Annotated in this window: 20 protein-coding genes, 1 tRNA gene and 2 pseudogenes; 13 read left to right on the top strand and 10 right to left on the bottom strand. The window is 33.4% G+C overall.

Annotation, left to right across the window (positions count from 1 at the left end; genetic code table 11):
* Positions 1–27 precede the first annotated feature (27 nt).
* The 6 genes from OPR35_RS05975 to rpoD all read left to right on the top strand — a co-directional run bounded on the left by OPR35_RS05975 (position 28) and on the right by rpoD (position 3,837).
* Positions 28–273 (top strand): monovalent cation/H+ antiporter complex subunit F, encoded by a 246-nt coding sequence (locus tag OPR35_RS05975; RefSeq protein WP_012481980.1) that lies wholly within the window; start codon positions 28–30, stop codon positions 271–273.
* 6 nt (positions 274–279) lie between these two features.
* Complete coding sequence (gene mnhG / locus OPR35_RS05970) at positions 280–552, top strand: monovalent cation/H(+) antiporter subunit G (protein WP_012481981.1); 273 nt, start codon at positions 280–282, stop codon at positions 550–552.
* A gap of 11 nt (positions 553–563) precedes the next feature.
* Entirely contained in the window at positions 564–1,088 is a 525-nt protein-coding gene (locus OPR35_RS05965; protein WP_010404272.1) for a DUF4040 domain-containing protein, read from the top strand.
* Positions 1,081–1,500, top strand: a complete 420-nt coding sequence (locus tag OPR35_RS05960) for a Na(+)/H(+) antiporter subunit B (RefSeq protein ID WP_007302439.1) — start codon at positions 1,081–1,083, stop codon at positions 1,498–1,500. Before OPR35_RS05965 ends, OPR35_RS05960 begins: the two co-directional genes overlap by 8 nt.
* Complete coding sequence (locus tag OPR35_RS05955; RefSeq protein WP_012481982.1) at positions 1,497–1,799, top strand: cation:proton antiporter subunit C; 303 nt, start codon at positions 1,497–1,499, stop codon at positions 1,797–1,799. Before OPR35_RS05960 ends, OPR35_RS05955 begins: the two co-directional genes overlap by 4 nt.
* A gap of 139 nt (positions 1,800–1,938) precedes the next feature.
* Positions 1,939–3,837 carry an RNA polymerase sigma factor RpoD gene (rpoD, locus tag OPR35_RS05950; protein WP_265024796.1) on the top strand — a complete coding sequence of 633 codons (1,899 nt, stop codon included), beginning with the start codon at positions 1,939–1,941 and terminating at the stop codon, positions 3,835–3,837.
* Between the two features lie 580 nt (positions 3,838–4,417).
* Here rpoD and OPR35_RS05945 read toward each other — a convergent pair.
* Together OPR35_RS05945 and OPR35_RS05940 are read right to left on the bottom strand one after the other, a co-directional pair.
* Positions 4,418–5,420, bottom strand: a protein-coding gene (locus OPR35_RS05945) for an IS630 family transposase (protein WP_230608967.1) whose coding sequence is annotated in 2 segments (ribosomal slippage) — positions 4,418–4,909 and positions 4,911–5,420 — 1,002 coding nt in all. Because the reading frame shifts where the segments join, the coding sequence is not laid out codon by codon here.
* 698 nt (positions 5,421–6,118) lie between these two features.
* Positions 6,119–7,033: a recombinase zinc ribbon domain-containing protein gene (locus OPR35_RS05940; RefSeq protein WP_265024795.1), complete on the bottom strand. Its 915-nt coding sequence runs from the start codon at positions 7,031–7,033 to the stop codon at positions 6,119–6,121.
* Positions 7,034–7,102: 69 nt separating this feature from the next.
* Here OPR35_RS05940 and OPR35_RS05935 point away from each other — a divergent pair.
* Positions 7,103–8,105, top strand: a protein-coding gene (locus OPR35_RS05935; protein ID WP_230608967.1) for an IS630 family transposase whose coding sequence is annotated in 2 segments (ribosomal slippage) — positions 7,103–7,612 and positions 7,614–8,105 — 1,002 coding nt in all. Because the reading frame shifts where the segments join, the coding sequence is not laid out codon by codon here.
* 384 nt (positions 8,106–8,489) lie between these two features.
* On the opposite strand, the gene purH is transcribed toward OPR35_RS05935, so the two are convergent.
* Positions 8,490–10,010, bottom strand: coding sequence for a bifunctional phosphoribosylaminoimidazolecarboxamide formyltransferase/IMP cyclohydrolase (gene purH / locus OPR35_RS05930; RefSeq protein ID WP_007301976.1), 1,521 nt, complete (start codon positions 10,008–10,010; stop codon positions 8,490–8,492).
* Between the two features lie 152 nt (positions 10,011–10,162).
* Between purH and OPR35_RS07580 the strand changes: the two are divergent.
* A pseudogene (locus OPR35_RS07580) lies at positions 10,163–10,303 on the top strand (WPE palindromic element domain-containing protein); the annotation flags it as partial.
* Between the two features lie 87 nt (positions 10,304–10,390).
* Here the strand turns inward: OPR35_RS07580 and fmt are convergent.
* The 5 genes from fmt to OPR35_RS05900 all read right to left on the bottom strand — a co-directional run bounded on the left by fmt (position 10,391) and on the right by OPR35_RS05900 (position 13,406).
* Complete coding sequence (gene fmt, locus OPR35_RS05920; protein WP_012481877.1) at positions 10,391–11,290, bottom strand: methionyl-tRNA formyltransferase; 900 nt, start codon at positions 11,288–11,290, stop codon at positions 10,391–10,393.
* A gap of 19 nt (positions 11,291–11,309) precedes the next feature.
* Positions 11,310–11,675: a 50S ribosomal protein L20 gene (gene rplT / locus OPR35_RS05915; RefSeq protein ID WP_007302081.1), complete on the bottom strand. Its 366-nt coding sequence runs from the start codon at positions 11,673–11,675 to the stop codon at positions 11,310–11,312.
* A gap of 21 nt (positions 11,676–11,696) precedes the next feature.
* Entirely contained in the window at positions 11,697–11,903 is a 207-nt protein-coding gene (rpmI, locus tag OPR35_RS05910) for a 50S ribosomal protein L35 (protein WP_006013548.1), read from the bottom strand.
* A gap of 98 nt (positions 11,904–12,001) precedes the next feature.
* Positions 12,002–12,445: a PAS domain-containing protein gene (locus OPR35_RS05905; RefSeq protein WP_019236701.1), complete on the bottom strand. Its 444-nt coding sequence runs from the start codon at positions 12,443–12,445 to the stop codon at positions 12,002–12,004.
* Between the two features lie 211 nt (positions 12,446–12,656).
* On the bottom strand, positions 12,657–13,406 hold the full coding sequence (locus OPR35_RS05900) for a hypothetical protein (RefSeq protein ID WP_007302083.1): 750 nt from the start codon (positions 13,404–13,406) through the stop codon (positions 12,657–12,659).
* A 374-nt stretch (positions 13,407–13,780) separates the two neighbouring features.
* Between OPR35_RS05900 and OPR35_RS05895 the strand changes: the two genes are divergently transcribed.
* Positions 13,781–14,783, top strand: a protein-coding gene (locus tag OPR35_RS05895; protein WP_230608967.1) for an IS630 family transposase whose coding sequence is annotated in 2 segments (ribosomal slippage) — positions 13,781–14,290 and positions 14,292–14,783 — 1,002 coding nt in all. Because the reading frame shifts where the segments join, the coding sequence is not laid out codon by codon here.
* Positions 14,784–14,798: 15 nt separating this feature from the next.
* Here the strand turns inward: OPR35_RS05895 and OPR35_RS05890 are convergent.
* Positions 14,799–15,755 (bottom strand): hypothetical protein, encoded by a 957-nt coding sequence (locus tag OPR35_RS05890; protein ID WP_264684953.1) that lies wholly within the window; start codon positions 15,753–15,755, stop codon positions 14,799–14,801.
* A 218-nt stretch (positions 15,756–15,973) separates the two neighbouring features.
* Here OPR35_RS05890 and alaS point away from each other — a divergent pair, with 218 nt between their 5' ends.
* Both alaS and OPR35_RS05880 read left to right on the top strand, forming a co-directional pair.
* A complete protein-coding gene (gene alaS, locus OPR35_RS05885) occupies positions 15,974–18,613 on the top strand; it encodes an alanine--tRNA ligase (RefSeq protein WP_265024794.1) in 2,640 nt (879 codons plus the stop codon).
* 203 nt (positions 18,614–18,816) lie between these two features.
* A tRNA-Asn gene (locus OPR35_RS05880) sits at positions 18,817–18,888 on the top strand.
* Between the two features lie 87 nt (positions 18,889–18,975).
* On the opposite strand, the gene OPR35_RS05875 is transcribed toward OPR35_RS05880, so the two are convergent.
* Positions 18,976–19,713 carry a leucine-rich repeat domain-containing protein gene (locus OPR35_RS05875; RefSeq protein WP_213864013.1) on the bottom strand — a complete coding sequence of 246 codons (738 nt, stop codon included), beginning with the start codon at positions 19,711–19,713 and terminating at the stop codon, positions 18,976–18,978.
* A gap of 195 nt (positions 19,714–19,908) precedes the next feature.
* On the opposite strand from OPR35_RS05875, the gene gpmI reads away from it, so the two are divergent.
* Together gpmI and OPR35_RS07575 are read left to right on the top strand one after the other, a co-directional pair.
* On the top strand, positions 19,909–21,405 hold the full coding sequence (gene gpmI, locus OPR35_RS05870) for a 2,3-bisphosphoglycerate-independent phosphoglycerate mutase (RefSeq protein ID WP_264730570.1): 1,497 nt from the start codon (positions 19,909–19,911) through the stop codon (positions 21,403–21,405).
* A 229-nt stretch (positions 21,406–21,634) separates the two neighbouring features.
* A pseudogene (locus tag OPR35_RS07575) lies at positions 21,635–22,575 on the top strand (IS5 family transposase).
* Positions 22,576–22,795: the final 220 nt, after the last annotated feature.

The raw sequence follows: 22,795 nt of genomic DNA, 5'->3' as shown, positions 1-22,795 counted from the left end.
ATCTACAGAGGTTATAATAGTTTATAAATGATTAGTATTGCTATCTATGTGCTTTTGTTCTGTATGAGTGTAATGTTATGTTGTATAGTATTTAGGTCAAGTGACGTTTACAATAAGATTTTAGCATTCAATAATTTATCAACACAATTAGTTTTACTCATAACAGCAATATCGATTGTTCTGAATGATTTTTTTTTAATTGATATAGCATTACTATATGCTAGCATCAGCTTTATATCAACTATAGCGCTAATGAGATTAATGTTGTTTTGATAATTTATGGTAGCATCCATTCTCATATTTTTAGGTGTTTGTTTAATAGTCATTTCAAGCGTAGGAGTAGTAGTATTTCCTGATTTCTATACTAGACTACATGCTGCAGGTATTGCAGATTCCAGTGGCGCAATGTTGTTGTTGATTGGTTTTGCTTGGCAAAATGAATTTTCAATCAATACTATTAAAGTTATATTATTGATTTTTATAATATGGATAGCCAATTCAACTAACAGTTATATTTTAGCGCGTACTTATTATAAAAGTAAAGACTATTAAAGAAGGTTAAGATGCTAGAAATACTGAATCTAATATTACTTTTGCTGTTACTCACGGTTACAGTTTTTATAGTTCTTTCGAAACATTTGGTTGTAAGTGCTGTTCTAATGTGTGTATTTAGTTCACTTATTGCACTTATGTACTTGATTATGAATGCGCCAGATGTTGCAATTACTGAAGCTTCTGTTGGTGCAGGATTGAGCACAGTCTTTACGTTTGCAGCACTCTCTTTGGTAAAGAATTACAAAGCAAATTTATCTCATAGCCCCACAACACTTTTTTTTATGTTATTTTTGACTGCATGTTTATCATACTTTATGATTCAATTACCAGATTTTGGCAGTCATAATGCTCCAGTTCACTTGCACGTTGCTCCTTATTATGTAGAAAATACTGAAAAAGCTATTGGTATTCCTAATATAGTGACAGCTGTTTTAGCAAGCTTTCGTGGCTATGACACATTTGGAGAAACTATAGTAGTTTTTACTGCTGCACTTTGTATAATGTTAATATTAGAAGAGAAAGAAAGTGATTAAAGATCCGGTATTAAGTGCAGTAACATTTTTGATGATACCTTTTATCATTTTTTTTGGTTTATACATACAGTTTCATGGTGACTATACTCCAGGTGGAGGTTTTCAGGCGGGAATAATTATTGCTTCTGGGATAATATTATATTCTATGTTATTTGATATACCTACAACTTTAAAAGCAATACCTTACTCTATTATCAAATTTACTAACGTACTAGGTATTTTAACCTATGGAGGAGCTGGTATTATAACAGTTTTATTTGGCCAAAATTTTTTATCCTATAGTATATTGTCAGCTGATAGTAGAACAGGTCAAAAATTGGGTATTTTCTTAGTGGAGCTGGGTGTATTGCTTACCGTCTCTTCTTCCATGTTAATCATATATATAAATTTTGCTCGCAAGAAAAAACAATGACTCTATATAATTATGTAGGCATTACTATATTAATGGTGCTAGGTTTCTATATCATTGTAAATGATAAAAACTTAATCAAAAAAATGATGGGGTTAAGTGTCTTACAATCATCTGTTTTGTTGTTTTACATATCTTTAGGGTATGTAAAAAATTCTTTACCTCCTATATTGACTTCAAATTTTCACTTATATACCAATCCTATACCTCACGTCTTAATGCTTACTGCTATAGTGGTTGGAATTGCAACATTTTCAGTTGGATTGTCCATATTAGTAAGAATAGAGAGATTAGTTGATTAAGAAGAATGTGAATAAATTGATAGTATCTTAAACTATATGAAGTAGCAAGTAACTATAAATTAAGAATAAAACTATAAGCTTGCTAATTGTAAGTTTATTTGATAAATAAGAAATAAAATTATAAACTGTAAAGGTAATGATGTCAACTATTAATGGTACGGAAGATAGGAAAAAGATCATCAAAGATCTTGTAACCAAAAGTATAAGAAAGGGCGGTTTTATCACTTTTGATGATATAAATGATAAGTTGTCAGATGAAAATTTTTCAACTGATTTTATAGATGATACTATAGCTTTATTGCAAGACTCTGGAATTAACATACTCGAAAGTAGTGAAGATGAGGAAGAAGCTCCTTCTAATAATGATGGTAATAAGCTTGATGATGATGAGACATCGTTGAATACTACTACAACTTTAGTGCAAAACGATGATCCAGTAAGGATTTATTTACAGGATATGAGCTCTGTAAAGCTTTTGTCACGAGCAGATGAAATTAAGATAGCAAAAAAAATTGAATCTGAAAAGCATAACATGTTACGTGCAATAATTGAAACATCAGTGGCATTCAAAATAATCAAAACATGGCGTGATGATTTAAGTGGTGGAACTTTTTTACTGAGAGAAATTATAAATCTGGATGCAATTTATAACTCTGATTTCAATATGGTAGACAAAGAAGAAAGTGAAGCTGAAGATGTTAGAGATTGTGTTAATGATGAGGAAAAAGGTAATGATGAAAAGGGAAATGAGAGTGAAGACATAAGTTCAGCTAACTTAAATATTTCTGTTCTTGAAATGGAAAGTGATTTATTGCCAAAGGTTATCACGGCATTGGATGAGATCATTGCTTTAACAAATGAAGCATTGGTATTGAAAAAAAATTCTAAAGATTTCTCTAATGAGCTAGAAAATTTATATAATCAAATATGGTCTGTAGCATTACAAATTCAGTGTAGTGATGCTGCTATTACCAGAATTACACAAAAACTTTACGAAATAAATAGACTAATCACGTTTGAAGAAGCTAATCTTATTACTGAAGCTAGAAAGTACGATATTGATAGAGAAAGTTTTTATAATGTTTATGATGATGTGCTTTTAGAGCACGAGTTTAGTGAAATAAGTTTTCTCAAGATTAATGAAAATCAATCTCTTTTTACAGGTGAATTAAAAAATAAATTCTTAAGGTTTATAAACGATAGCTGTGAGTATATAGCTAGTGCCTTAAGCAATATTAAGAGTTATGTACAAGGAGATAGAGTTCAGGAGTTTAAGAAGGTAATCAAGAGAATACAGAAACATGAACAAGAAGTCTCTCAAGCAAAGCAAGAAATGATTAAGGCTAATTTAAGGCTGGTGGTTTCGATTGCTAAAAAGTATTCAAAAAGAGGCCTTGATCTGCTTGATTTGATACAAGAAGGTAATATTGGTCTTATGAAGGCTGTGGATAAGTTTGATTACAAACGTGGGTATAAATTTTCGACTTATGGTACTTGGTGGGTAAAACAATCAATCACTAGGGCAATACCTGAACAGTCTAAAGTAGTTAGAATACCAGTACATATGGTGGAAATTATCAGTAAAATCAACAAAGCATTAAGAAAGATGACTCATGAAATGGGTAGAGAGCCTACATTAGAGGAATTGAGTATAGAATTGGCGATGCCGCTAGAAAGAATACGCAAAGTTATGAAGATAGCAAGAGATCCGGTAAGTCTTGAAGCTCCAACAGGAAAGGATGATAGTAGTACCTTCGGTGATTGTATAGAAGATAAGCGAGTTTCTAAACCAGAGGATGCTGCAATACTTGCCGACTTGCGTGGTATTACGACCAATGTTCTTGCAACTTTAACACCAAAAGAAGAAAGAATTCTAAGGATGCGCTTTGGCCTTGGTAAAGATGGAAAGGAGCATACCTTAGAAGAAGTAGGAAAAATTTTTAATGTTACACGTGAAAGAATTAGGCAAATAGAGGCAAAAGCACTACGTAAGTTGAAACATCCAAGCCGTGCTAAAAAACTTAGAGGTTTCTTTTAAGGCAGAAGGGCTGCTCAAAAAATAGGTAAAATTCAGCCAAAGTTCTATAATTTCACCCTATTTTTCTTTTTTTATAGGCTTTATAGAGCAGTATGATTAGATATTGAATGTTATGGCAAATAAAAATAATAACTCTAATTCAAAGTGTAAAAATTTTTGTGTTCTGGGTGATAGTTTATCTGATAATGGTGTAATTATTGAAATTTTAATAACTTATCCTTTGTAAGAAACGTGAAACTTAATGCCCCTTTTTATTAAGGAGGATTTTTAGCAATGGCCTTACTGTTGTTGAATATGTATCAAAGTATTTAGGTTTAGAAGAATTTAAGTCATCATGGAGATGCTCATTTTTTGATCGATACTATGAACAGCAAGGTCATAACTATGCGATTTTATATGCAACAGCATCTGAAATTCTTAACCCTATTTTTTCTTATTTCCTCAATAAATTTCGTTTAGCTGATTAACTAAACGCAGTAATTAAACATCATCCAGACGTAGGTAAAGGAGATTTTATTTTTCATTATAATCGAGGAAATAATATTATGGGTGCCACTGCTTATAATACCAAATTCCATTACTAATCGAACAAATAAGAAACATTACAAACTCGTTTAATAGTAGTGCTGGAAATACTGACAATAAAATTACACAGAACATCTGCAAGTAAGCCTATGGTATCGTAGACTCTGTTACGTAAAGTATTGTATTTGATATATTGCCACAACCTCTCAACAGGATTCAGTTCCGGTGAATAAGGAGGCAAGTATATAATGGTAATGTTTTCCTGAAATTTCAAACTTTTTGATCTATGCCAACTTGCACAATCCATTACAAGAAAGGCTTTTTTCGTGCCTAAATCTTTCGACATCTGCTCCAGAAATATATTCATACAATCAGTGTTTACATATGGAGCAAGTAGGCTGATTTTCTTACCACTTCTTGGATTTACCGCACTGTAGATATAGAAATTTTGTCTACCAATTTTCATTTTAACCTGCGTTCTGACCCCTTTTTTAAACCATCCGTGTCCGATTTTTGAATGAGTTCCAAATCGTGATTCATCAAAAAAACACCTCTTTTTCAGGGTGGGAATTGACTATTTTATTGAAGTATTTTTTAAACTCTTCTTGCTTGTTTTTATCTTGTTTATGGTGCATTGGCCTCGGTGTTATATAAGAAAATTTCATCCTTTGTATCTCACGGTGCACTGTTGATTTGCTAATGTTTAGGCCAAATTCCTCTGAGATTTTTATCTGCACTTCCTTAATAGTAATATTTGGATTTCTTTCTACCCATATTTCAATTTGCTCACGTTGATTTTTCTTTAATTTGCTTTTTCTTCGCCGCTGAGACGGGGCAAATAATCTTTCTACTCTACCAAATTTTAGATGCTTTATCCATTCAGTCAAAGCAGTCCTTGAAATTTTACATATTCTTGCCACAGCGCTTATACTACTTTCTTTTCCTGCTATCACCGCTTGTAACTTTTTTGAAACATATGCGTTATTTCTGACCTTTTTTAACATTTCTTTCGCCAAATTTACAACTTTTTCGTCTAATAGTTTTGACCTTAATGCCATTTATACCTCTCTATTTTATCTACTTTATTATCACTTCTTTCCCATTATTGTCTATCTGTTCTTTGCATAGTGGGAATTGGTATAACAATGTTAAAGCAGAAAAAGTATTGAAATAAAGCGGTTAGTGAAATATGTAATGCATTTGGTTCTAAATGAATATGGTGTAAAGCATGTGATTGTTGCAAATGTGACTGAGGTTGGTTTGATACTAGCTTTAATAAAGACGAAAAGCAAGAGAGCTGGCTGCAACAGCTTACACAGAGTTTTAATACAAAATTAGCTAATAATTTAGATTATATGAAGAAAGGTGCAGATCTTGAAATAAAAGCATTCGATCTTAACTCTAAAATGAAAAGTATGCTTGGTAAATATAAGAGCAAAGGGTTAAATGATCGAGATGCATACCTATCAAACATCGTAGACCAGTTTAGGGTAGGGTGATTTGGAAAAAGTATAAAGATACTCTTGTTGATATTTAAAGGAAGGCTTGATACTTACTATAATTCTGGATGCAGCACAGAAATACTAAAGGATTATTTCTTTTTTGATTATTTTTATCCAACTGCAGAACCTTGTTGTGAAGTTGGTAATGAAATGTATGAGTTGATAAAAAATTAGATTTCTTTTAAACATCTTTACGGTTTGTAGTAACTATCTGCGTAGCTGAATGGTAAAGGGAGGGGGGTAAACAAAATAATCTAAAATATAGAGAAAATACACCTACGACAATGTTGCAAATTTTTATTTTCCTTTCCATTATGTCCAGAAGAGTTCGGTAGCTCTTTTACGCGAAATACCACATTTACGTCCTCAAGGTTAATTTCAATTCTCTTGACCAATGTTCTGATAATATCACGTTTAGTTAACCAGTCTGCGTTATCAAGGTTTAACGTAATATTGGAAGAAAAGTCTTCTAAATTGGCCACAACCAGAGTTACCTCCTGTTCTAATTCCTTTTGATAAAATATCTTTTTCTTCTCTTCTTTAATTGTTTTTAAGCTTTGTTTCATTGCTTTAATTCGTGGTTCAAATTCCTCTTGATTGATATATTCTTGAGCATAACTATCGATAAGTCTAGCAATACCACGTTTTAATTTATTTTCTTGTTTCTCTAGCAGGTCACTTTTTTGATCCAATGATGATTTTTTTAGTTCTGAAAGCCTACGCTTGTATTCTTCTAAAATCCTGTTTGGATTTTTCAATAACTGCTTAACCTCTTCCCACACAGCTGTTTCTAATGCATCTGAGCGAATGGGTTTATTGTCACAAATCTTATTACCACCAAAACGGTAAGAATCTTTACCACTACAACGGTAATATGCATAATGACCACCTTCTTCTTCTCGTCTACTTCTCATGCAAGTTCCGTAACATCCGTAATTACAACGCTTACATATGACTAAACCTTGTAGTAAGTACTTTGCTCCTCTTTTTCTTGTCCTTGCTACTTTTCTATTTTCAGCTAATTGTTCTTGAACAATATCAAATATATCTTCATCTACTATATTTGGCACTTTAATATAAATCCAATTTGCTTTTTCAACAGGATAGACAGAGTGGTTACTTTTTGGCTGCTCACAAGAGCCTTTCTGTGGTCTTATACCAATTCCCACTATGCAAAGAACAGATAGACAATAATGGGAAAGAAGTGATAATAAAGTAGATAAAATAGAGAGGTATAAATGGCATTAAGGTCAAAACTATTAGACGAAAAAGTTGTAAATTTGGCGAAAGAAATGTTAAAAAAGGTCAGAAATAACGCATATGTTTCAAAAAAGTTACAAGCGGTGATAGCAGGAAAAGAAAGTAGTATAAGCGCTGTGGCAAGAATATGTAAAATTTCAAGGACTGCTTTGACTGAATGGATAAAGCATCTAAAATTTGGTAGAGTAGAAAGATTATTTGCCCCGTCTCAGCGGCGAAGAAAAAGCAAATTAAAGAAAAATCAACGTGAGCAAATTGAAATATGGGTAGAAAGAAATCCAAATATTACTATTAAGGAAGTGCAGATAAAAATCTCAGAGGAATTTGGCCTAAACATTAGCAAATCAACAGTGCACCGTGAGATACAAAGGATGAAATTTTCTTATATAACACCGAGGCCAATGCACCATAAACAAGATAAAAACAAGCAAGAAGAGTTTAAAAAATACTTCAATAAAATAGTCAATTCCCACCCTGAAAAAGAGGTGTTTTTTTGATGAATCACGATTTGGAACTCATTCAAAAATCGGACACGGATGGTTTAAAAAAGGGGTCAGAACGCAGGTTAAAATGAAAATTGGTAGACAAAATTTCTATATCTACAGTGCGGTAAATCCAAGAAGTGGTAAGAAAATCAGCCTACTTGCTCCATATGTAAACACTGATTGTATGAATATATTTCTGGAGCAGATGTCGAAAGATTTAGGCACGAAAAAAGCCTTTCTTGTAATGGATTGTGCAAGTTGGCATAGATCAAAAAGTTTGAAATTTCAGGAAAACATTACCATTATATACTTGCCTCCTTATTCACCGGAACTGAATCCTGTTGAGAGGTTGTGGCAATATATCAAATACAATACTTTACGTAACAGAGTCTACGATACCATAGGCTTACTTGCAGATGTTCTGTGTAATTTTATTGTCAGTATTTCCAGCACTACTATTAAACGAGTTTGTAATGTTTCTTATTTGTTCGATTAGTAATGGAATTTGGTATTACCAACAAAAACTTAGAATAACTTTTGTTCTTAAAAAATTTCTAGATTCCAGACTCATGTTTCAATGTTAAACAAGGTACAATAGAATTGAGTAGGGTAATTTCTAGGGAATTATTATATTCTAGAAAAAGTAAAATGTCATCCAGATAGGCTAATGTACAAGGTAAGCTGAATGTCTATAAGGAAAAACAGCAAGGCATTTTAGGATTTGCTATAAATCGCATCAGGAGCTCAAGAGTACAGCTTACAATTACAGATAGGTATAGTTGAGTTTAAAGTAACTACATAAATTTACTACAATTTTCATACCTATAAGCTGCTATGCAACAAAGCCCTGTGTGGGTATAATTTTGACAGGATACAAAGCTTAATGGAGAAAGTTACGAACATCAGTGAAAAACATGGCAATTTTATTCTCATTTGCAGCTGCTATCACGTCTTGATCTTTCAATGAGCCACCTGGCTGAATTATAGCTGTAATTCCATGCTTTGCACTTTCTACTATACTATCTGGAAATGGAAAAAATGCATCTGAAGCAAGCGCTGCGCCTTTACATTTTTCACCTGCTTTTTTTACTGCAATATTCACACTATCTATTCTGCTTGTTTGTCCTGCACCGATGCCAATAGCACAACCGTCTTTTGCTATCACTATTGCATTGGATTTTACATGTTTACATATTTTCCAAGCAAAAATAAGATCTTCCTTCTCTTTTTTTGTTGTAGTGCATTCTGTCACTCGGTTTATTTCTTCTACTTTTACTGTATGGTTATTATTTTCTTGCACTAAGAACCCGCCAACAACATTTTTGATTTGATATTTTGCATTTTGCTGAAGAGATTGATGAATAATCACTCTTAAATTTTTCTTTTTTTGTAAAATTTTTAGTGCCTCATTGTTTACCGATGGTGCTATCATCACTTCCAAAAATATCTCGTTTAATTTCTCTGCTAGCTTTAAATCTATCTCCCGATTGAAAGCAACTATTCCACCAAAACTGCTTATTTCATCACATGATAGAGCTTTTTCATATGCTTTTAAAGCACTATCACTAACAGCAGCGCCACATGGATTATTGTGCTTTATTATCACTGCTGCAGGTTCTTGAAACTCAGAAATTATGTTAAGTGCAGACTCTATGTCGACTATATTATTATAGCTCAACTCTTTTCCATGTATTTTCTCCAGTGGATACTTGCTAAATTGATTGCTATAAAATGCAGCTTTTTGATGAGGATTTTCACCATATCTGAGTCCTTGTGCTTTACATCCATATAAAGTAAAAAACTCTGGTAACTCATTGCTTTTACCCTGTGATAAAAACCAATTGTAAATATTAGAATCATACTGTGCAGTCAGAGCAAATGCTTTAGTTGCTAGATGTTTTCTATATTCTAATGTTGTCTGATTGTTATTTTTGATCATCTCAGCTTTCAGTGTTTCGTAATCTTGAATGCTAGAAATCACTGAAGTGAAATGAAAGTTTTTTGCTGTAGCTCTAATTAATGCTACTCCACCTATATCTATTTGTTCTATGATTTGCTTCTCACTTGAGTTGCTATTAACCGTTTTCCAAAATGGATATAAGTTAGTTATAAGCAGATCTATCGGCTTAATTTCTAGATTCTGCATTTCCTTTTCGTGCCTTTTTCGATCACAGAGTATTCCTCCATGAATTTTAGGATGTAAAGTTTTCACTCTGCCATCTAGTATTTCTGGAAATTGTGTGTAATCTGAAACTTCTTGCGTTTTTATTCCCGCACCTGATAGCACTTTATAAGTATTCCCTGTTGAGAGAATTTCTATTTGTTGCTGCATCAAAAACGATGCAAGTTCAATTATATTTGTCTTATCGTATACTGATATTAAAGCTCTTTTAATTTTCATATGGAAGGTTTCTTAAGATTATATCTAAGAAAAGAAAATTTGTCTATATATAGCTACTACGTCATACCACTGCGGTATCTCGTTGTAGATTCCGCTAACAAGCACATAGCTGTACGAACATTGTGATACAAGAGATCAAGAAAGATGTCATCCCAGTCCCCAGACACTGGGATCCAGAAAACTTCACTTTAAATGAGCACACCAGGTAATAGAAACTGGATTCCAGTGTCAAGCACTGACCATCTACTACTCAAATTACCTGCAAATTGCAATGTTCGTACACCAAAACGCGGTATCTTGTTGTAGATTCCGCTAACAAGCAGCGGAATACCAAATTGTAGAAGTTGCTTTAGCTCTCCTCACTCTCCTTTCAAAGTAGTCTATTCTATAAATTTTTTTGTTAAACTTGATTTTAAGCCACGAACAAAATCTTTAATATCGCAAGGATTTCTTCCTTCCATTTGTACAACTTTAGGAATTAAAGTACCACCTTTTAAACTTATATGCATATTATCATTAATGATCTCACCTTGTCCTGAAGTGAAGGCTTCAAATTCAGCATCAAGTATCTTGATACGTTTATTCTCTACCTTAATGAATGCTTTTGGATAAAATGCTTTAACCTTTCTATAAGCAATTTCACAGGCGTCACTTGCGTAAATTTTATAGTCTTTTACTTTGTCAGCATAGCACGCATCGTTATCGCTCTGTTTTAAGGGAACTTGCTTTTCAATTTCGTTTAGTACTTTCAGCAGTAAATCACTACCTAATTCAGACAATTTATCATACAACGTCTTATAATTATCGCTTTTTTCAATAAGAAATTTTTTCTGTTTTAAAATAGGGCCAGAATCTAATCCTTCATCTAGCTGCATAATGCTAACTCCGGTTTCTTGATCTCCGGCTAAAATTGTGTGCTGTATCGGAGCTGCACCGCGCCACCTAGGCAGCAATGATGGATGAATATTAATACAACCATATTTGGGAATATTTAAAATTTCTTTTGGAAGTATCAATCCATACGCAGCAACAACTGCAACGTCTGGCTTAAAATTTCCAAACTTTTCTTGCTCTATCGAAGATTTTAAAGAGGCAGGAGTACATACCTCTATGTCACTTTTTTCAGCAACGATGTGTACTGGCGATTTTGTTAACCTCTGCCTACGTCCAGAAGGCTTTGGAGCTTTGGTATATACTGCTACTACTTCACTCTGTAATTTCAATAGTAAGTTTAACGCACCAACAGCAAACCCCGGTGACCCCATGAAAATAATTCTCATATTTTCAGGTGTGTTTGCTTTAGGAATTTTCTGCTAACTTACTACTTACAGTTTCTATTAATTTAGCAAAATCATCCTTATGATTAACAGCCATCTCAGCAAGAATTTTTCTATTCAAATCAACTCCAACAAGTTTAAGACCATGCATAAACCTACCATAAGTAAGTCCATGTTCTCTTGCCGCTGCATTAATACGTATTATCCACAAACCACGAAAATCACGCTTGCGATTTCTTCTGTCTCTATAAGCATACTGTAGTGCTTTTTCAACCCTTTGTAATGCAATTCTATAACAATTCTTTGCCCGTCCTCTATAACCCTTTGCTAATTTTAATACCTTTTTATGACGAGCATGAGTAGCGGTTCCACGCTTTATCCGAGCCATTTTTATCTTACCTCCATTTTATTAAATACCATAAGGCATATAAAGTTTAACTATACGCGAGTCAGATTTATTGAGAATCGTTGTACCGCGTTGATTACGAATATTAGATTTACTTCTTTTTACCATGCCATGTCTCTTACCTGACTGAGTAGAGATGACTTTACCCTTAGCTGTAAGGTGAAAGCGCTTTTTGACAGAAGATTTGGTTTTTAATTTTATTTTCGTCATATTCTAAACAAATTTACAAACATCACTATTTAGTTCTTTATTAGTAATTAAGTATGAGTATAGATAACTTTATTAAAAAATCAAATTAAAATTGTATTTTAAAGCAGCTTGAATGTAATCACACCCAGTATATGTGTTATACCTTCTTCATTCCCAATTGGTAGCAATACTTGCCTTATTTTAACACTTTCACTTTCTTCCTCTTCGTTAATTGAGCATTTACTCTCTATTACAGTCTCAAGTTTATCAATAACTGCATCTATTTTATATAACCGCAAAAATGGTGCATCAATTGCATACTTATCATCGATGTACATCTTTTTTTCAAAACCATAGAATTCAATAGCTTTTTCTCCTGCATTTTCACAAATATAACCTCGATCTTTAACTTCAATGATAAAACAATGCTGCCATGACTCCATGATTTCTGCAGTGTCTATTTCATGTCTTTCTGGCCATTCTCTATCTGATCCTTTTATATCACTCCAATGTTGAGTAACTATATTCACTATTCTTCTTTCTTTGCCTGCATAATTTTCCATTCGAAATTCCACATATAAAACACAGATATGAGGTAAATTTATCGTGAATGTATTGATTTTTTCTTACTAAAGGATGTAGATTATTGAAAATTCTCATCCTGTTTACACAACAGGTAATGATAAATTAAGTATAATAATTAGAGCATAAAAATTATTAAATGAGGAAACTGTAAAAAAATAATAAAAAAATTCTATTTTTGCAATATTTTGGCTAACGAATAGAATTAGTTCCACTTTCTAAAGTTATTGCACTTAATAAATAACTAGATGGAGTTTCTTCCTTAGCACTACTATGGCTTTTATTTTTTCTATTATAAAACCAACATTTAAATGGTACAGCTGCTACCAAAGCTACTGTTACTGCTAACATACCTACTGTGAACACTATATTATTTTTCTCGTTTGAAGGTGTTTCCAATAATTTAAACTCTCTCAAGTTTGTATCATGAATCATAGGATTACCCAAAATATTCGTCGTATTTTGAACACTTTCTATATTTCGCATTGTAATTCCATTGCTAGCGTTTGATTTTTTCATTTCTTCCATTACTTGTTTTAAGTTTGGTAGTTCTGCTGTTGTATTTTCAATATCACCAGCTTCCAGCTTTTGCAAGTTCTCATTACTCAAAAACTCTTTGAGATACTTTTCATAAAACTCTTTGGCATTATATCTTTTATAACTTCGTATTTTTCCACTCTTGAGATCAGAAACAATATCATCAATCATCACTTTTGGATTTTCTGCATGCACTATTTCTCCTTCAGCAACAAGAATACGATAAGATGTATCGTCAAGCATACATACATACTTAAGTTTTAAATCACCTCCTCCCAATAGAAAATATATTGTTCTGTTTTGTTCTACATCTCGCAATTCTGATTCAATACTAATCCATCTATTCCTTTTTTCCTTATTGATTGATCTTTTTTTTCCTACAGTATTTTTAAATCTTCTTGACATATATGACCCCCAAGCTGACCAATATTTCCTTATGTATAAAAGATAAATTATTTAAGTCCACATCTTTTCACTAAGATTTTTATATTTTTATTATACTAAATAATACATATATTAATATCTGAATTTCTCATTGCAATTTATTATACCTTAGTAAAAACGATATAAAATTAGAGAAAGAGTTATAAAATTTTTTGTAAGACAGGAAAATTTCTTCTCCTTTGGTTCCAGAGCATATAAGTGCTGTAAGAGCTAAGTTGATGGCACTGTTGTGCCATCAAACTCTGGAATCTTATACCAATTCCCACTATGCAAAGAACAGATAGACAATAATGGGAAAGAAGTGATAATAAAGTAGATAAAATAGAGAGGTATAAATGGCATTAAGGTCAAAACTATTAGACGAAAAAGTTGTAAATTTGGCGAAAGAAATGTTAAAAAAGGTCAGAAATAACGCATATGTTTCAAAAAAGTTACAAGCGGTGATAGCAGGAAAAGAAAGTAGTATAAGCGCTGTGGCAAGAATATGTAAAATTTCAAGGACTGCTTTGACTGAATGGATAAAGCATCTAAAATTTGGTAGAGTAGAAAGATTATTTGCCCCGTCTCAGCGGCGAAGAAAAAGCAAATTAAAGAAAAATCAACGTGAGCAAATTGAAATATGGGTAGAAAGAAATCCAAATATTACTATTAAGGAAGTGCAGATAAAAATCTCAGAGGAATTTGGCCTAAACATTAGCAAATCAACAGTGCACCGTGAGATACAAAGGATGAAATTTTCTTATATAACACCGAGGCCAATGCACCATAAACAAGATAAAAACAAGCAAGAAGAGTTTAAAAAATACTTCAATAAAATAGTCAATTCCCACCCTGAAAAAGAGGTGTTTTTTTGATGAATCACGATTTGGAACTCATTCAAAAATCGGACACGGATGGTTTAAAAAAGGGGTCAGAACGCAGGTTAAAATGAAAATTGGTAGACAAAATTTCTATATCTACAGTGCGGTAAATCCAAGAAGTGGTAAGAAAATCAGCCTACTTGCTCCATATGTAAACACTGATTGTATGAATATATTTCTGGAGCAGATGTCGAAAGATTTAGGCACGAAAAAAGCCTTTCTTGTAATGGATTGTGCAAGTTGGCATAGATCAAAAAGTTTGAAATTTCAGGAAAACATTACCATTATATACTTGCCTCCTTATTCACCGGAACTGAATCCTGTTGAGAGGTTGTGGCAATATATCAAATACAATACTTTACGTAACAGAGTCTACGATACCATAGGCTTACTTGCAGATGTTCTGTGTAATTTTATTGTCAGTATTTCCAGCACTACTATTAAACGAGTTTGTAATGTTTCTTATTTGTTCGATTAGTAATGGAATTTGGTATTACTCGACACTAATCTGAGAAGATAGATGTGCTACCGATGTAGCATTGCTGAGCAAAGATTCTATTTCTGATGTAGATCCGGAATGCTCAAGTTGAGCTTGTTCAGGAAGGTTTTTCATCGCTTTTTCAACATCGTAGCTACCTTCCCTATTTTTTCTATGCCATACAAAGTATCCTAATCCTGCAAAAGCTACTGCTAGCACTCCACCAAATATACCACCAGCAATCCCTGCTATTCCTATATACTGTCCTCCATTTATTTCGGGTAATTTAGGCCCTTCCACATCTGTGCTATTAAATATAGAATGATCTAACACTTCTTGTGAATTACTATCAAAACGGGAAACACTACTTATATCTTCAAGAGTAATTCCATAACTAGCATTTGATTCTTCTATTTCATTTATTACGTCATTAATCTCTTTAGTAGTTACTTTGCTTGATGCAAAATCGAATTCTTGTTTTGTTAAAGAAGCTGATTCGATAGTTACATCTTCCTGCATCTGATAATCAATTTCTTCAGTAGTAGATTCTCTCAATTGGCTATTTTCATCAGTTCTTTCTTTTAGCTTTTTTGAACTATCCTTACCCAATTCATCTACAAGGTTTTTTAGATATATTTTCTTAAATTCTCTATAATTATATTCTTTACTTTTTTCTATTTCTCCATTCTTAAGACCTAAAATAATTCCATCTATTGTCGATTCACGAATTGCTTGAGGAATGTCTATTGAATTTACTATTCCTGTAACCAAGCCTATCTCAGCTGCTCTAGAAGATATAGAGAGGTCTTTTACTATTAAATTCTCTCCTTTAATTAAAAATTCTACTCTTCTGTTTTGTTTTATACTTTCCAAGTCAGATACAATTCTAATTGTTGGACCATCCATCTCCTGCTTATTTGTTGTTTCTCTCTTTCGCATGCTATTCTTAGTGTTTTGGAATTTTTTTGGCATTTCACACTCCTTAAATTAATTAACAAAAATATTATTTGAATTAACAAATACTTCTCTATGTTAGTGGATAAAATATTTAAACCTATATCTTTTTATTAAAATTTTTATGTAAAAGTTACTTTTATTATACTAAGTAATGTATATATTAATATTTAGATTGATAAATTGATTTTACTTCTGTTACAACTTATTATGCATAGATAACCTCAGTAAAAACGATGAAGCTAAACGAAATTAGAGAAAGATTTATAAAATTTTTTGTAAATAATAATCACGAGCAAGTTCCTTCTTCTCCTTTGATTCCAGAGCATGATCCAACACTCATGTTTACAAATGCTGGTATGGTACAGTTCAAAAACATCTTTACCGGCACGCAAAAAACTGAAATGAAACGTGCCGTCTCAAGTCAAAAGTGTCTCAGAGCAGGTGGTAAACACAATGATCTTGAAAATGTTGGCTATACATCTCGGCATCACACATTTTTTGAAATGCTCGGAAATTTTAGCTTTGGTGATTACTTTAAAGAAACTGCGATAGAATTTGCGTGGAAATTTATTACTGAAGAATTGTCTCTTGATAAAAACAGACTATCCATAACTGTTTACCACACTGATGATGAAGCATATGAAATTTGGCGTAAGATAAGTGGCTTTTCAGATGATAAAATCATAAGAATTACAACAGATGATAACTTTTGGAGCATGGGCAATACTGGTCCATGTGGCCCATGTTCTGAAATCTTTTACGATCATGGAAATTCCGCTTTACATGAAGACGACAGAATTGTTGAAATTTGGAACCTGGTGTTCATGGAATTTAATAAAGATGAAGAAGGTAATTTACAAAAATTACCAAAAAAATGCATCGATACCGGAATGGGCCTTGAAAGAATAGCAGCTGTTATGCAGAACGTTCATGATAACTATGATATTGACCTATTTTCTGCTCTGGTAAGTAAATCGCAAGAGTACTGTGGAAATACGGAAAATAAAGTAGCTCATAAGATTATCGCAGATCACCTTCGTGCAGCTGCATTTCTCATCGCAGAAGGAGTGCTTCCTGGAAATGAAGGAAGAAATTATGTACTACGCAGATTGATCAGGAGAGCAGCACGTTATATCCACCTACTTGGATATAATGATTCTCTATTGAACCTTGTTTTTCCTGCACTCATAGATGGCACAAGTTTGGCTTATATGGGAGATGCTTATCCAGAGCTAATCAGAGTTAAAAGCTTAATAGAAACAACGTTAAAATCAGAGGAAGAAAACTTTAAAGACACTTTAATGAAAGGCATTAATCTCTTGGACAAATTCACTGCAGATTTAAAATCAGGTGACACTCTATCTGGAGAATCAGCATTCAAACTATATGACACTTATGGATTTCCTTTGGATATCACACTTGATATTTTGAAAGAAAGGAAAATAAATTTTGACCAAAAAGGTTTTGATAATGCAATGAAAGAGCAAAAAGAAAGAGCACGTGCTAATTGGACTGGATCTGGTGAAAAATCTGTTGAACAAGTATGGTTTAATTTAATCGATCAGTTTGGCAAAACGGAATTTGTTGGTTATGAACGTGATGAAGTAAAGGATGCAACAGTACTCGCAATAATTTCCTCTAAAAATGAAGTAATTGATTCTGCAAAAGAAGGAGAAAAGATAACTATTATACTTGATAAAACACCTTTTTATGGAGAGTCAGGTGGACAAGTGGGAGATATTGGAAAGTTCCTTCTTGTCATCCCAGTACTTGATACTGGGATCCAGATTCCAGCGTCACGCGCTGGAATGACACCAGATTTAGGCGTAATCATAGTGGAAAATACCAACAAGATTAATGACCTATATTTACACAGATGTATAGTGGAGTCTGGTTCAGTTCGTAAAGGTGATACAGTTACAGCTAGTATTAACAAAAAAAGAAGACAAGACTTAAGAAGAAATCATTCAGCTACACATCTTCTACACTTTGCACTCAGAAAAATCTTAGGTGATCACGTTACTCAAAAAGGTTCTCTAGTCGCACCAAATAGACTAAGATTTGACTTTAGTCACAATAAGCCAGTCACTCAGGATCAGCTGTCTTCAGTAGAAGATATAGTAAACTCTCTAATCAGAGAAAATCTTTCTACGTCCACAAAAGTTCAAGGTATGGATGAGGCAATAGACGAAGGAGCGATGGCCTTATTTGGTGAAAAATATGGTGATAATGTTAGGGTTGTAAAAATTGGAGATTCAAAAGAATTATGTGGTGGTACACACGTGGAGCGTACCGGAGAAATTGGTTTGTTTAAGATAGCAGCAGAATGTTCCGTTGCATCTCGAGTAAGAAGAATTGAAGCTTTAACCGGTCAAGAAGCAATTAATTATGTACGCAATAACGAAATTAGCTTAAAAAAAGTTGCAGAATGCGTAAAAGCACCAGTAAATGAAATAATAAGTCGACTCAGTATTTTAAGCCAAGAGCGCAAAGAATTTGAAACCAAAATAAAAAATCTTTATAAAAAGATTATCAGTGTAGAAAATATAAAAAGTACTGAAATAAATGGAATAAATTTCGTAATCCACACTTTTACTGACGTTCCAGGAAGTATCATAAGGGAATTTGCTCTACAGCAACAAAACCCGAAAACTGTAATAGCCTTCATGGTAACAGAAAAGGATAAAACAGTTTTGATTGTCAAAGTAAGTAAAGATTTAACTAATAAGATCAATGCAAAAGAGCTAGTATCTACTGTAACCAGAAGGGATTGCGGTGGAAATGCCGAACTTGCCCAAACAGGCTGTGATAACAATAAAATAGATGATGCCATTACAGCAATCCATAGCAAAATAACAGCTTGCAAAAACTAATACACCCTACTACCTCGATATCTTTTAACCGTAAACGAAGGTATTATGCAAATAGGGGTAGAGAAGACTTAACTGTCAAATGAGCATATCAGGTAATAAGAACTAGATTACAGCTCCATGCACTGGAATGATATCTAGGTCTAAAGTCTACATAAAAATCGTTTACAATCGGCGTTCAATGTGATAAGTTGAAAGCAGTTTATTCCTCGGTAGCTCAGTGGTAGAGCAGTTGGCTGTTAACCAATTGGTCGCTGGTTCGAATCCGGCCCGGGGAGCACTATTTTATACAATCTGTACATTTCACTTTTAGCCCAAAATTCACTACCTTTTTTTTGTCTCTTAAACAGACAAAACGTGTGAAGTTATATAGTTTTAAAGCCTTTACTGTCAAAATGCAAAGATGTCTGCGCTTCACTTAGCTTGCTATCTGGCTCCTCTCCTATTTTTCTTTTATTACATTTCCTTTTTAATTGAGGAAGGACATTTTTTGGCAATGTTTCATCAATACTGCAATAATTGTAAATGAGCGAAGTAAGACGCACCAAATTTCCACTCGCCAAAGTCTGTACATCTCTGTAATTAATGCTGTTATCATATACTTTAAGTGTAATAAGATTTTTAAGGTTTCCACTTGCTGCTAAAGCCTCTGCACCTTCATTACTGATTTCATTCCATCCTAAACTCAGTAAAATAAGCTTTTGAAGGTTTCCACTTGCTAAAGCTTTTGCCCCCCTATCGCCAATTTTATTATCATATAATTTAAGCTCAGTAAGACTTGTAAGATTTCCACTTGCTAAAGCCTCTACACCTTCATCACCAATTTCGTTTCCTCCTAAATCAAGCGAAGTAAGATTTATAAGATTCCCGCTTGCTAAAATCTTTGCACCTTCTGTACCAACATAACTGCAACTTAGATCAAGTGAAGTAAGATGAGAAAGCTGAGCTAATTCTTTTATAACCTCATAATTAATTTTTGAACATCGTAAAATAAGTCTTGTAATGTTTGTATTGCTTTTTAAAAAGTTTACTAATCTATCAACATTAATTATAGCACCTGATGTTGCTAAAGTATTATCCTTTACATATTGACTATAACTCATTTGACCTCACTATTAAAGCTATGCAAGTGTTTTAGTAAACACTTCAGCAACTGTCAATCACTTTAATAAAATATTTTATGAAAAACTTCATATACCATTGCCTCCAAGCAGCTTTTTCTATCTCTTATTTTAACACAAAAGTTGTGAGAAGAGTTTGTTTTTGGTACCATTGAGGGTTTCGATGTTAACTTCTATATGAACTTTAAATCAGTCGTTTTATGTATACTAGATGGCTGGGGTAATGGAATAGAAAATAGTAAATACAATGCTATTAGCAATTCAAATCCACCTTGTTGGCAACATATTAGCTCTAATTATCCAAAGTGCAGTTTATCTGCCTGTGGAACTGATGTTGGATTACCAGAAGGCCAAATAGGCAATTCAGAAGTTGGTCACATGAATATTGGTAGCGGTAGAGTGGTAATGCAAAGCCTTCAGCGTATTAATCAAGCAATCGAAACGATAGAAAATAATGCAAATCTACAGAATTTTATTAATGATCTAAAAAGTAAGAATGGCATATGCCATATAATGGGATTGATATCAGATGGCGGTGTTCATTCGCATCAAAAGCACATTTCAGCTTTAGCAAACAAGATATCACAGCGCGGAATTAAAGTTGTAATACACGCATTTTTAGATGGCAGAGACACACTGCTAAATTCAGGGAAAAGATGCATTCAAGAATTTACAGAAAGCATAAAGGAAAATGATATAAGAATCGCCACTGTCTCTGGGCGTTATTATGCTATGGACCGTGATAATAGGTGGGAAAGAACAATTGAAGCTTATGAAGCCATCGCATTTGCAAAGGCGCCTCGTTATGATGATGCAGTATCGCTTATTGATGAAAATTATCAAAATAATATAACCGATGAATTTATCAGGCCCGCAATAATAGGCGATTATCAAGGTATAAAACCAGAAGATGGATTGCTATTGGCTAACTTTCGTGCTGATCGAATGATACAATTGGCAAGTATTTGTCTTGGTAAAGCAGGCTATACTGAAGTGGCAAAATTCTCTTCAATTTTAAGTATGATGCAATATAAAGCGGACTTAAAAATCCCTTATCTCTTTCCTCCTGAATCTTTTGCCAACACTTTGGGACAGATAATAGAAGACAATAAATTACGGCAACTGCGCATTGCAGAAACTGAGAAATATGCGCATGTGACTTTCTTTTTTAATTGTGGAAGAGAAGAACCTTTTTCTGGTGAAGAAAGAATACTCATTCCTTCACCAAAAGTTAAAACTTATGACCTGCAGCCTGAAATGTCAGCCTTTGAGCTCACAGAAGAGCTTGTAAAAAAAATTCATTCTCAAGAATTTGCGCTGATAGTTGTAAACTACGCTAACCCTGATATGGTGGGACACACAGGTAATATAAAAGCAGCCGAGCAAGCTGTGCTCGCTGTAGATGATTGCCTTGCAAAAGTACTCAGCGTTGTCAAAGAAGTGGGTAATACTGCACTCATTGTTACAGCAGACCATGGTAATGTGGAATGTATGTTCGATGAAGAAAATAATACACCTCACACAGCGCACACTCTAAATAAAGTTCCATTTATTATATCTTGTGAAAATTTAAAACTGAGAGATGGAAAATTATCTGATATTGCTCCTACTATTTTACAGCTACTTGGACTCAAAAAGCCAAATGAAATGACAGGTAGTTCGTTGATTGTATAATTTTTCGTATTACTCTCTATTCACAACTGTTGTAGTTTGAGACACCGGAAGGGTGCTATTCAAACAGCCCCTTGTCGTTTAGGTAGCCCATTCGGTGTCATCTCAGTGCTTGACACTGGCTTCTTGATTCCTGAATTCCAGTAGGCTTTGTTGCACCACTCAAGGAAAGAACAGGCAGTTACTGATGGAATTTGTTATAAAATAGATATTTAGCCGACAAAGGAAAAATATGCCAATAAGAATGAAAGTCAGTAACTGCAATGAATATAACAAATTTCTTCAAGAAAGGGGAAATGTTTTTCATTATATCAACGATGCCATTGAAAATTGGTACGAAAATAGTCCAAAAGTAGCAGGTGGCAACAATGTCTACAGCGACAAAGTAGTGATTCTAATTCACATAATAACCTATCTATTCAGGATTGGTCTTAGGCAAACAGTGGGATTTATAGAGAAATATCTTGAGCAAATAGGGAAAATTTTGCAAATTATCAGCTATTCGCAGGCTTCAAGAAGGTTTAAAAAGCTTAATATCAAAATCAACGACTGCAGAGTTGATAAGAACGATATGGAAGATATTGAAATTGCTATAGATAGTACAGGTATCAGCATCTACAATAATATTCCAGGCCATAGTAAGGCAAATGGTACAGATAGAAAGTATCGCCGCTATGAGCAAACAAGATGTAATGCTAGAGATAGGTAGTAAAAAAGTTATAGCTGCAAAATACAGTAGTGGAGTTTATTCCGACCACTATGGAGCCTGTGATCTTATTGAAAGAGTGGATACCAAGTATAACATAAGCACGATATATGCAGATAGATCGAAAGAAGTTATACAAACTGTGCGATGAGCTTGACATAAAGACAAGGATTCCTCCGCAAAATAATGCAGTAGAGCATCCAAAGTTGGATTATATGAATGAGAGAAATTCTACAATCAAGCTCATAAAGTCATATGATGAAGATGGTATGAAGAGGTGGAAAAAAGAGATAAATTATTGGAAGAGATCTTATATAGAAAGTTTTTTCTCGCGACTGAAGCAAATATTTGGATTTAGTTTTAGGAATAAATCTGAGATTAATCGTGAGAAGGAACTGCTACTCAAGTGTTATTTGCTTAACAAATTTACTGAAATAGGCATGGCTAAGTTTGATATAGCTTCATGAATTTATTATACATTACCCACTATCCGAAGAGCTGTGCAACAAAGCCCACTGGAATCCAGAAATTTTTTGAGAACAAAAGTTATGCTAAGTTTTTGTTGGTAAGAAAGGCTGGTGTCTGGGCACTGGGATGACAGTAGTGTGAGATGGGGCTACTTGGATCTAATTTGCTATTCACAATCCAATTATTAACTTGTTTAAAACAAATATTGAATTTTTATTT

The sequence above is a fragment of the Wolbachia endosymbiont (group B) of Protocalliphora azurea genome (assembly GCF_947251865.1).
GTDB lineage: Bacteria > Pseudomonadota > Alphaproteobacteria > Rickettsiales > Anaplasmataceae > Wolbachia.
Note: the sequence above shows the minus strand (reverse complement) of the source record. Positions and strands in the feature narration are given on the sequence as shown.